General features: G+C 57.0%; 11 protein-coding genes. 5 read left to right on the forward strand and 6 right to left on the reverse strand.

Features of this window, described 5'->3' with window-relative positions:
* Positions 1-130 precede the first annotated feature (130 nt).
* The 4 genes from F0319_RS11085 to F0319_RS11100 all read left to right on the forward strand — a co-directional run bounded on the left by F0319_RS11085 (position 131) and on the right by F0319_RS11100 (position 3,548).
* Positions 131-658: a GNAT family N-acetyltransferase gene (locus F0319_RS11085; RefSeq protein WP_149366931.1), complete on the forward strand. Its 528-nt coding sequence runs from the start codon at positions 131-133 to the stop codon at positions 656-658.
* 90 nt (positions 659-748) lie between these two features.
* The gene (locus tag F0319_RS11090) at positions 749-1,507 is read left to right on the forward strand and encodes a 5'-nucleotidase, lipoprotein e(P4) family (RefSeq protein ID WP_149366932.1); all 759 of its coding nucleotides are present in this window, start codon (positions 749-751) and stop codon (positions 1,505-1,507) included.
* Positions 1,508-1,648: 141 nt separating this feature from the next.
* On the forward strand, positions 1,649-2,635 hold the full coding sequence (locus F0319_RS11095) for an MBL fold metallo-hydrolase (RefSeq protein ID WP_149366933.1): 987 nt from the start codon (positions 1,649-1,651) through the stop codon (positions 2,633-2,635).
* A 1-nt stretch (position 2,636) separates the two neighbouring features.
* Positions 2,637-3,548 carry a LysR family transcriptional regulator gene (locus F0319_RS11100; protein WP_149366934.1) on the forward strand — a complete coding sequence of 304 codons (912 nt, stop codon included), beginning with the start codon at positions 2,637-2,639 and terminating at the stop codon, positions 3,546-3,548.
* Here the strand turns inward: F0319_RS11100 and F0319_RS11105 are convergent.
* Positions 3,539-4,423 carry a LysR substrate-binding domain-containing protein gene (locus F0319_RS11105; protein WP_149366935.1) on the reverse strand — a complete coding sequence of 295 codons (885 nt, stop codon included), beginning with the start codon at positions 4,421-4,423 and terminating at the stop codon, positions 3,539-3,541. The genes F0319_RS11100 and F0319_RS11105 overlap by 10 nt on opposite strands.
* Positions 4,424-4,536: 113 nt before the next feature.
* On the opposite strand from F0319_RS11105, the gene F0319_RS11110 reads away from it, so the two are divergent.
* Positions 4,537-6,027, forward strand: a complete 1,491-nt coding sequence (locus tag F0319_RS11110; protein ID WP_149366936.1) for a UbiD family decarboxylase — start codon at positions 4,537-4,539, stop codon at positions 6,025-6,027.
* Between the two features lie 25 nt (positions 6,028-6,052).
* On the opposite strand, the gene F0319_RS11115 is transcribed toward F0319_RS11110, so the two are convergent.
* Genes F0319_RS11115 through opgC form a run of 5 tightly spaced genes read right to left on the reverse strand, consistent with a single transcriptional unit; the run spans position 6,053 to position 10,159 of the window.
* Positions 6,053-6,478 carry an ATP-binding protein gene (locus F0319_RS11115; protein ID WP_111963579.1) on the reverse strand — a complete coding sequence of 142 codons (426 nt, stop codon included), beginning with the start codon at positions 6,476-6,478 and terminating at the stop codon, positions 6,053-6,055.
* Positions 6,479-6,817 carry an STAS domain-containing protein gene (locus F0319_RS11120; protein ID WP_023292380.1) on the reverse strand — a complete coding sequence of 113 codons (339 nt, stop codon included), beginning with the start codon at positions 6,815-6,817 and terminating at the stop codon, positions 6,479-6,481.
* Positions 6,807-8,021 carry a PP2C family protein-serine/threonine phosphatase gene (locus F0319_RS11125; protein WP_149366937.1) on the reverse strand — a complete coding sequence of 405 codons (1,215 nt, stop codon included), beginning with the start codon at positions 8,019-8,021 and terminating at the stop codon, positions 6,807-6,809. The genes F0319_RS11120 and F0319_RS11125 overlap by 11 nt, the downstream gene beginning before the upstream one ends.
* Positions 8,022-8,030: 9 nt before the next feature.
* Positions 8,031-8,930: a hypothetical protein gene (locus F0319_RS11130; protein WP_149366938.1), complete on the reverse strand. Its 900-nt coding sequence runs from the start codon at positions 8,928-8,930 to the stop codon at positions 8,031-8,033.
* Between the two features lie 11 nt (positions 8,931-8,941).
* Positions 8,942-10,159: an OpgC domain-containing protein gene (gene opgC, locus F0319_RS11135; protein WP_149366939.1), complete on the reverse strand. Its 1,218-nt coding sequence runs from the start codon at positions 10,157-10,159 to the stop codon at positions 8,942-8,944.
* Between the last annotated feature and the right edge of the window lie 265 nt (positions 10,160-10,424).

Here is a 10,424-nt window from a genome sequence, read left to right on the forward strand (position 1 = left end):
ATTGTCCTCGAATGACCCACATTTTACGCGGAACGAAGTACAAGCTTAGTTCAGGATTAAAAGTACGTGAGCTCAGCGGATTTAACCGCTTCGTCTATTCTTTATGAAATAACTCACTATCGGGAATACTATGCAGATTCGAAAAGGATTAAATACGGACCTCGTCCGTCTTGAATGTTGTGACTTTTCTTTCACCATTAGCCACATTGCGCGAGAGCCCTTTATCCATTGTGATTTGCATATTGAAGCCGTCGCCGAGCCCTGGATAAAAACCTACGAACTCGACATTCAAACGCTTGAAAACCATTGCGTTAATCCGGACGCCATATTTCTTGTGGCGGAAACGGACGACGGTGAAATAGCCGGATTTATTACCGCGTCAGTCGGCTGGAATAAGTTTATCTCGGTGGATTACATAGCCGTGGATCGCACGAAACGCAGAACCGGCGCCGCACAAAAATTGATGGCCGCCGCGCACGTGTGGGCCCGCAGCGTAAACGCGCCGGGATTACGGCTTGAAACACAAAATGTGAACGTCTCAGCCTGTCTGTTTTACCGTAACTACGGGTTCACCCTGGGCGGATACGATCGTTATCTCTACAACGCCCTACCGGAAAAAGACGAGGTCGCCCTGTTCTGGTATTACATGCTGGTCTAGCGGAAACACATTGCCACATCGCGGTCATATTTCTGTCACTGAATTTCATTACGCTTTCGGGATTTTAACCACGGTGTTGAGGAAAGAAGCGTGAATTCAATGGCTAAGGCATTACTGCTGGCATTACCTGTTTTGAGTGCAGCGGCAACCGCGACGGCTGCCGGGCGCGACCTGTGCGAACCGAAAGCGTACGAAATGGCGCTGCGCTATCAGCAGAAATCGGCAGAGATTATGGCCCTTCAGCTGCAAACCTATCGGTTTGCCACCGAGCGTTTCAACGAAAAGTTAAAGGATCTGAAAACGCCCGAAAACTACGCCGTGGTGATGGACCTCGACGAAACGGTGCTGGATAACACCCCTCTGCTGGTGCGCGACGCGGAGCAGTGTCACGACTATACGAAATGGGACACCTGGAGCGACTGGGAGAAACAGGGTAAACCCGGCTTAATTCCGGGGGCGAAAGCGTTTCTTGACCACGTGAATCAAAGCAAAGTCCGCATCTACTACGTTTCGGATCGTATGCAGGAAAATAAAGCCGATACGCTCAGGACGTTAAAAGCCCTGGGACTTCCGCAGGTGTCCGATGAAAGCGTGCTTCTGGACACGGTCAGCAAGGAAGAGCGTCGCCAGAGCATCCTCAAAAAGCAGCAGATCGTGATGCTGTTCGGCGACAGCCTGCCGGACTTCGCCGTGCAGTTTAAAAACAAAAAGCCAAGCGAGCAGCAGCGTGAGCTGGTTGAAGCCAGCGCCGAACGCTTCGGCAACGACTGGATTGTGCTGCCTAATGCCGCTTATGGCTCATGGTCCAAAGCCACGCCGGACAGCTGGAACGTACCGCTGAAAAAATAATGTCTACGGGCCGGGAAAGCTATCGCGCGCCTTCCCGGCCCTTCGGTTTCCTATCCATCCCGTTTATAGGTCCTATCATTTCTGGGCAGGTTCTTATAATTTTACGGAGCAGTAAGATGAGCACTTTCAAAGGAGACTCGTATGCTTACCGTGAAAAAACTTGCTCTTTCCACGCTGATTTCCAGTTCACTGTTTTTTTACCCTGCGCTCCAGGCCTCGGCGGAGACGCCGCAGCACGTCGTTAAACAACCTGCGGGCGGTTACAGCGTGCAGGTCGGCGACGTTCTGGTCACCTCGTTTACCGACGGGACCGTCGCGCAGGATCTGCACAAGCTGCTGCGCCGGACAACGCCGCAAAACATTGATGCGCTGCTCGCGAAAAACTTTCAGACCAACCCGGCTGAGGTCTCCATCAACGCTTTTCTGATTGCGATACCCGGACATAAAATCCTGGTGGATACCGGCTCGGGCCAGCTCTTTGGCCCTGATACCGGCGGACGTCTGGTTGAAAGCCTCGCCACGCAGGGGATAAAACCCGAAGACATTACTGAAGTCCTGCTGACCCACGCCCACTCCGATCATGCCGGTGGCCTGGTGAAGGATGGAAAAGTGGTGTTCAGCAACGCGCGCGTTTTCGTTGGCAAACCGGATATCGACTTTTTCTTTAATGACGACAACCAGAAGAAAACCGGCTACGGCAAGAACTACTTTGACGTCGCGCAGAAGACCTTAAAACCCTATCTGGATGCGGGAAAAGTGGTGCCGTTTAGCGGCACATCGGAGATTCTACCGGGGCTGACCGGCACGGTTCATCCCGGACACACGCCGGGCTCAGCCTTCTACACGCTGACAAGTAAAGGCGAGAAGATCACCTTTGTCGGCGACATCATTCATGCCGCGGCGGTTCAGTTCCCGCAGCCTGCGGTGACCATCACCTACGATGAAGATCAGAACAAAGCGGCAACCGTTCGCGAGCATGCGTTCGCTGACTTTGTGAAAAACAAGGACCTGGTTGCCGCCCCGCACCTGCCTTTCCCGGGCATCGGCTATGTGACGAAAGGCGAGAAAGGGGGCTATGCCTGGGTCCCTGTGACCTATACCAACCGTGACGCCAGCAGCGCGAAATAAGATGACGCCCATCTCTGATATGGACATAGACCTGATCCTGACCCTGGACGCCCTGCTTCAGGACAGGAATATCACCCATGCGGCCGCGCGGCTGGGCATCAGCCAGCCCGCGCTGTCCGCCCGTCTGGCGCGTCTGCGCACGCTGTTTGGCGAACCGCTGTTTATTCCCTCCCCGCATGGACGCGGGGTATTGCCCACGCCGCGAGCGGAAGCGCTCAGGCCGCAGGTGGCAAGCGTGCTGCGCGGCATCAGCGCGATGTTTGCGCCCACCGCGTTTGATGCGCAAACCAGCAGCCGGACCTTTGTTATCGCGCTGCATGAGAATCCGGCGCTGATGCTCGGCACCGGGCTACTTAACCAGATTAGAACCGATGCCCCCGGTATCCGCCTGCGCTTCGCCCTGCCGGAGATAGCTGACCTGCCGCAGCAGCTGGAAAACGGGGATGTGGATATCTACATTGGCGTGAGCGCAGGAGCCCATGACGGATGGGTGAGGCGCAAACTCCTCGACGACGCGTTTGCCACCGCCCAGCGTAAAGGCCATCCGCGCGGAACGGGTCCGTTAGATCTGGATAGCTACTGCGCGCTTTCCCATCTGGTGGTGTCGTCGGCGGGGGATCCGTTTAGCGGCTTTGTTGACCAAACCCTCGCCGGGCTGGGCTACCAGCGACACGTCGCCATGTCCACCCAGAGCTACGCCGTAGCGCCTGCGCTGGTTGCCGGTACCGACCTGGTGTGCACCCTGCCGGAACGGATGCTGAAGCAGTTTGCCTGCACGCTGGATCTCTTTGCACCACCGCTGCCGCTCCAGCCGATTACCATCAACATGTACTGGCACCCGAAAAACAGCCAGGATCCGGCGAATGCCTGGCTGCGCGAACAGCTGCTGCGGGCCGCCGGACGTCAGGTGTGATCGAGCGTTACCAGAAACTTTTTAAGCACCTCTGAGCGAATAATCCGGTGGCAAACCAGGGTGAGTTCGCTCTCCCGCAGCCGGTCGAGGATGTCCACGTAGACGACATTCTCGACGCTCACCGCCTTTGCCGACGCGGGGAGCAGCGCCAGCCCAAACCCCGCCGAAACCAGGCTTATCACCGTGGGCACGTCGGTCGCGTTCTGCACGACGTCCGGCTGAAAGCCCGCTCCGCTGCAGGCATCATAGAAGTACTGCTCCAGCCCCATTCCCTCCGGATCGCGCAGGGAGATCCATTTTTCGTCTTTCACCGACGAAAGCGTCAGCGCGGCGGATCCGGCCAGCGGATGCTGACGATACAGCGCCAGCACCGTTTTCTCCGAGGCGAACGGGCGGCTTTGCAGATCGTCCGGCAGCGACGGCAGCGGCGCGCGGATGATGGCCACATCCAGCTGGTTGCTCTGCACGGCGGCGTAGAGCGTCTGCACGTTTCCGGTCATCAGGGACATGGTAATGGCCGGCCAGCGGGTGTGCATCTGGCGCAGCGCGGCGGGCAGCCTGCCGTCAAACATCGCGCTCGACACGCACCCGAGGTTTAACACACCCTGCTCGCCCCGTGCCGTTTGTCTGGCGTCCAGCACCGCCTGTTCGGTCAGCGAGATGGCGAGCCGGGCTTTCACGAGAAATGCTTCGCCCGCGGGCGTCAGGGTCAAGCGGCGGTTCGCCCGGCTGAAAAGCGTGACGCCTAAACGTTCTTCCAGGGCCTTTATCTGCTGGCTCAGCGCCGGCTGCGCCATGTTCAGACGCTCGGCGGCCCGGTGCATGTGGAGCTCTTCGGCCACGACGATGAAGTGGCGCATCTGACGAAACTGCACGAGACGTCCCCCTGTATTGATATAAATTTCCTTATCAATTTAACAGTAATGATGCAATTGATGCTATTGGTCATTGCCATAAAAATGGAGGGATTCAACCGAGGGAGGAAAATATGGAAAACAAGATTAACGATCTTCGCAGCGCCATCGCCTTACTGCAGCGCCACGACGGGCAGTATATTGAAACCGATCGTCCGGTCGACCCCAACGCCGAACTGGCGGGCGTCTATCGCCATATCGGCGCAGGCGGCACGGTCAAACGCCCAACCCGCACGGGCCCGGCCATGATGTTCAACAGCATCAAGGGCTATCCGCACTCCCGCATCCTGGTGGGCATGCACGCCAGCCGCGAGCGCGCGGCGCTGCTGTTAGGCTGCGAGCCTTCTGAACTGGCAAAGCACGTCGGCCAGGCGGTGAAAAAGCCGGTCGCGCCGGTTGTCGTTCCGGCTGCGCAGGCTCCCTGTCAGGAGCAGGTCTTCTATGCTGACGATCCTGACTTCGATCTGCGCAAGCTGCTTCCGGCCCCGACCAACACGCCGATTGATGCGGGTCCGTTCTTCTGTCTGGGACTGGTGCTGGCAAGCGATCCGGAAGACAGCTCGCTGACGGATGTCACCATTCACCGCCTCTGCGTGCAGGAGCGCGACGAGCTTTCCATGTTCCTTGCCGCCGGGCGCCATATCGAAGTGTTCCGCAAAAAGGCAGAAGAGGCAGGAAAGCCGCTGCCGGTGACGATCAACATGGGTCTCGACCCCGCCATCTACATCGGCGCGTGCTTTGAGGCCCCCACCACGCCGTTTGGCTACAACGAGCTGGGCGTCGCCGGGGCGCTGCGCCAGCAGTCGGTCGAGCTGGTGCAGGGCGTGGCGGTCAAAGAGAAAGCCATCGCGCGGGCGGAAATCATCATCGAAGGTGAACTGCTGCCGGGCGTGCGCGTGAGAGAGGATCAGCATACCAACACCGGCCACGCGATGCCGGAGTTCCCGGGCTACTGCGGCGAGGCGAACCCCTCCCTGCCGGTGATTAAAGTGAAAGCCGTGACCATGCGAAACCACGCGATCCTGCAAACGCTGGTGGGACCGGGGGAAGAACATACCACGCTGGCCGGACTGCCGACGGAGGCCAGCATCCGTAATGCCGTTGAAGAGGCAATTCCGGGTTTCCTGCAAAACGTCTATGCCCATACCGCGGGCGGCGGCAAGTTCCTCGGGATACTGCAGGTGAAAAAACGCCAGCCGTCAGACGAAGGACGTCAGGGCCAGGCGGCGCTTATCGCCCTGGCCACCTATTCGGAGCTGAAAAACATTATTCTTGTCGACGAAGACGTGGATATTTTCGACAGCGACGACATCCTCTGGGCGATGACCACCCGCATGCAGGGCGATGTCAGCATCACCAATATTCCTGGGATCCGCGGCCACCAGCTGGATCCGTCCCAGTCGCCGGATTACAGCACCTCGATTCGCGGAAACGGCATCTCCTGCAAGACCATCTTCGACTGCACGGTGCCGTGGGCGCTGAAGGATCGCTTCGAGCGCGCGCCGTTTATGGAGGTGGATCCGCGTCCGTGGGCGCCGGAGCTGTTTGCTGGCAACACAAAATAAAAACACCACGCGTATGGCCCGCGGGTCATACGCTGATTTTCTTTTCAAGCGTGGCGATGTTTTCACCCGTCACGCGTTCCACAGTGAAACGATCGACGCTCAGCAAAATGAGCATCAGCCCCCTGCCGCTCTCCAGCAGCGGCGAGATTTCACAAAAACGGTCTCGCCTGGCGGCCTCAAGCCGCTCCAGCGGGAACGCGTCACCCGCGTCGGTAAAAACAATGCAGACATCGCTGTCGCGGATGTCGAACCGTACGCTGAATGCGCGCGAGGCATCCTCATGCAGCGCGTGGCGGATGATATTCGTCGCCACCTCACAGACGGCGAGATCGAGCGCGAAACGCCACTCGTCATCTACGGGAAGCGCCCTCAGCCGCTCTTCCAGCCAGCCGGCCAGCGGCGTCAGGGAACCGAGCACCGCCGGAAATTCTGCCTGCACCGGCGTCTGCATCTACTGCCCCAGCTGCGCAAGCGCGCTGCTTTTATCCGGATAGATACGGAATATGCGATCCATGCGGGTCAGGGTGAACATATTCATTATCCCGGGGTTCAGGGAGCACAGCGCCATGTCGCCTTTCCCGTTCATCAGCTTAAACAACGACACCAGCATTCCCAGCCCGCTGCTGTCGATAAAATCCACTTTGCTGAAGTCGACAATCAAAGCCTTGCGATCGTCGCCAATTTCTTCCGTGACGGACGCTTTAAACGTCGCGGCAACGGAGGCATCCAGCCGCCGGACCGCGGGCGTGAGAATGTTGGCATGCGGTAGTCGTTCGGTGTTAATAATCATTCTGTTCTCCCTGACGCTCGATCACGAGCAGTGAAACGTCATCGGTTAAGGCGGTCGGTTCATCACGATTTGCGTTGCGCCAGCCGGTCAGGTGGTCACCGAACCGCGGCAGGAGCTGGTCAACCGGAAGTCGGGCATGGTCATGAAGCCAGCGTTCGAGACGCTGCGGGCCAAACTGCTCGCCGCTGACGTTCTCACACTCCGTGATACCGTCACTGAATAAGCATAAGCGATCCCCCGAATTGAGGGTAAACGCGACGTCCTCCCAGCTGAGGTCAGGCATCAGCCCGACCGGCGGGCCGCCGTTGCCCACGGACGTGACGGCGCTGTTTGCGTTCACAATGACGGGAGTTGGATGCCCGGCCTGACACAACACCCCTCGTCCGCTCTCGGGGTCGATCACCCCGTAGATAATGGTGAAATAGCTGGTAATGTCGCTCTCTTCACTGCAAAAGCGGCTGTTCAGGATCCTGATCACCTCCGCAGGCGACTGAATGCCGCCCCGATCGGTAAACAAAAAACGGTCTACCACCCGACCATGTAAGAACTGGCGCGCCACCGCGAGGGACATCATCGCGGCCCCCACGCCGTGACCGGACACATCCACGCAATAGAACCCAATGTGAGAATCGAGTGGAAAAATATTGAACACATCGCCTGAGACCCACGCAGACGGCAAGAAAAGCCAGTCGGAAAAGTAGTTCCCAAAGCGTAAGCGGTGCGATGGCAGCACCGAGTGCTGAACGCGCGCCGCGAGTTCAAGATCCTGTTCAATCTGATGCAACGCTTCACTCAGGCGCTTGTTGTGCGCCGCGAGGGTCGCCTCCAGGGTCAAAATACGGACCCCGGCGTGGAGCCGCGCCCGCAGTTCATCCTGCTCGACCGGCTTGCTTAAAAAGTCGTCCGCCCCGGCATCAAAGCCCTGCGTTAAATCCCCGGCATTTTCGCGTGCCGTGAGCAGAATGACATAGACGTAGTGGCCAAACTGACGGTTGCGGATGGTCTGACAGAGCGTGAGTCCGTCCATTTCCGGCATGTCCCAGTCGCTTATCACCATGCTGATCGGCTGGCTGGACAGTATTTCCAGCGCGGCGACGCCGTTTTCCGCCTCGCTCACGATATACCCCCACTGGGTGAGCATTCGGGAGAGTAACCGACGATAAATCAGCGAATCTTCAACGATTAACACGTGCAGCGCTGACATACATCCCTCCTAAAGCGGTAAGAACCAGATGAGGCTCACGGTCCCTTCCCTGAATTTTGCATTCCCGTTGCCGTGCCCCGGATAGCGCGTCCCCGCATAGTTCGCGTACTGGATGGAGAACGAACCCGGCGTATAGCCGGCATAACCGAAGCTGTAGCTGTAATCGCCGTTCCAGGGCTGCTGCTGGCTGCTGTCCGGGAACCAGAATGCCGTCGCGCGAACGAAGAAATGTTGTTTGAAGGTGTAGCCGCAGCCGCCGAGCATGACGTTTTTATTTTTGCGAATGTCATCGCTGCTGAGATCGTAGTAGCGCGGCACCCAGCTGTACCCGACCTGGCAAATGATGGAATCCCCTTTATTAATCAGGAGCGTGTTTTCGACCGGTTTCGGTAGCGAAAACTTGTAGGCCAGCGTAAAGGCGCCCTGTTCGAAATAGGTATGTCGTCGGCTACCCGACGTCCAGAAGTGGTTATCGCCGTAGTTGCTGTAAACCAGGCTCACCGTGTTGGCGTGCCAGTCATCGTAGCCGAAGCTGTAGCGAAAATCGGCGGTGTAGCGGCTGGTGTCTCTGACCGGCAGTCGGGACGTGATGTTGGCAAACCAGAAGCTGTAGGGGGAATACTGAAGGCTGAGATTTAGCGTCTGGTTAAACTTTTTCTTTTCCGTAGCGGTGTCTGAACTGTTCGGAATGCTCATCCACTGCTCTTTCAGTCCCGAGCTAAAGCTCAGCGCACCTGAGAATTTCTTGTCGTTACCCGAGAACAGGCGCCCCCAGCGGCTGGTAAAGACGCCAGCCTGAACGGGTTCACCGTTCTTATCGCGCAGGGATTCATTTTCACTGCTTTTCGCCGCCTCCGCGGCGGGTATCGCGGCGAGCAGCACGCCCGCCATAAGCCATTTTTCGCGCATAACCGCCATCCTTAGTTAGGTATCCAGCGTGCGCCGACGTCGTATTTTGCCATCAGCCACAAAATACCCAGTGCCGCCGCATGCACTAACGTGTTCTCTATCCAGGCGTGACGCCATAAGTCGAAGGTGATGAACTGGCTCACCAGCAGCACCACGTACACATGCAAAATAAAGGTATAAAGCGAGTGCTGGCCGAGCGGGATCAGGAACCATCCCAGCAGGCGATTGAGCGGCGTCCAGCAATACGTCAGCACCAGGTAGACGGTGACCATCAGGGCGATATCGTTTAACACCCTCACCGGGCCCAGCCCGTTCTTCGCCGCCCAGGTGTGATAAAACGAATTGAAGCTGTCAGGCGGGATGACGTGCATCAGCAGCGCGGGCGGCATAAACGGGTTGGTATGGTTCTGGGCGACAAATCCCAGCACCAGCGACACCATGACTAGCGCCACTACCACCCCTTTCCCCGGCGGCGTCCGGGCGAAAGAGAGCAGTTCGGCTTTATACCAGCCGCTGGCCATGCCCAGCACAAAGATGAACTGCCAGGCGAGCAGCGGGAAGGCAAATTCGAATTCCGACGGCGTCAGCCGAAGCGGCCAGCGCTGCCACAGGCCGTACACCAGCAGCGACAGCCCCAGCAGCCACCAGACTTTTCCTTTCTGCAGCATCCCCAAAAATAGCGGGCTGAGTAGCAGCAAAAAGATATACAGCCCCAGAATTTGCGTCTGATGGGGGCCAATCTGCAAATAGAGGATAATGTTGAACCAGGTCTCTTTAATTTGCGGCGTAACAGGATAAAGCGACCAGCTTTGGCCCGAAAAGCGGTCGGTAAAATGGGTGACCTCGAAAACGTTAATATGCGGGATATAGGCCAGGAGAATAAAGGACACTATGATAATGATATTTACACGATATATTTTCCACGCCCTGAGATAAAGCCCCCAGGAAACCGTGAGCAAAACCACTTTTTGCAAACGCGCGCGGTTCAGCATGCCCAGCATAAACCCCGAGAGAATAACAAAACCTTCTGCACCGGTTGTTAACCCAAAACGCTCCCAGGAGAATATATTAAATACCGACATCACCTCCGTATGCGCCACGACCATCATGACGAGGGCAATGCCGCGCATAAAGTCGATTCTCAGGTCCCTGGCACCTGCAACGGCATACCTCCATGCTGTTGATTTAGCGTCATCTTCTTGCGCTACCGACGGCGCAACATGGCTCATAGGGTGTCTTTTGCCTGAAAACGAAAATTAAGGTCTAAATAAAGTAGATAGCCTAAAGGAATAGTAACCGCAATTTATCGTCAGCAGATGAAAGATATTAAGCAGAATTTAAGCTGAATTAACCACTGCTAAATATTAATAAAAACGTGGCTGGACACTTTTATTCGGCGTTCTACACTTATCTTAAATCTTGTTTAATCGCTATTTTCTTTCGCTTTTGGGCAACTGTCTGCGCAGCAGAATGGGTCTGCATTTTCACGGAATC

Origin of the sequence: Enterobacter vonholyi, assembly GCF_008364555.1 — a bacterium.
Lineage (GTDB): Bacteria > Pseudomonadota > Gammaproteobacteria > Enterobacterales > Enterobacteriaceae > Enterobacter > Enterobacter vonholyi.

Coding starts and splice junctions, on each gene's coding strand:
- F0319_RS11085 (WP_149366931.1), top strand. CDS start 131: ATGCAGATTCGAAAAGGATTAAATACGGACCTCGTCCGTCTTGAATGT.
- F0319_RS11095 (WP_149366933.1), top strand. CDS start 1,649: ATGCTTACCGTGAAAAAACTTGCTCTTTCCACGCTGATTTCCAGTTCA.
- F0319_RS11100 (WP_149366934.1), top strand. CDS start 2,637: ATGACGCCCATCTCTGATATGGACATAGACCTGATCCTGACCCTGGAC.
- F0319_RS11110 (WP_149366936.1), top strand. CDS start 4,537: ATGGAAAACAAGATTAACGATCTTCGCAGCGCCATCGCCTTACTGCAG.
- F0319_RS11115 (WP_111963579.1), bottom strand. CDS start 6,478: ATGCAGACGCCGGTGCAGGCAGAATTTCCGGCGGTGCTCGGTTCCCTG.
- F0319_RS11120 (WP_023292380.1), bottom strand. CDS start 6,817: ATGATTATTAACACCGAACGACTACCGCATGCCAACATTCTCACGCCC.
- F0319_RS11125 (WP_149366937.1), bottom strand. CDS start 8,021: ATGTCAGCGCTGCACGTGTTAATCGTTGAAGATTCGCTGATTTATCGT.
- F0319_RS11130 (WP_149366938.1), bottom strand. CDS start 8,930: ATGCGCGAAAAATGGCTTATGGCGGGCGTGCTGCTCGCCGCGATACCC.
- opgC (WP_149366939.1), bottom strand. CDS start 10,159: ATGAGCCATGTTGCGCCGTCGGTAGCGCAAGAAGATGACGCTAAATCA.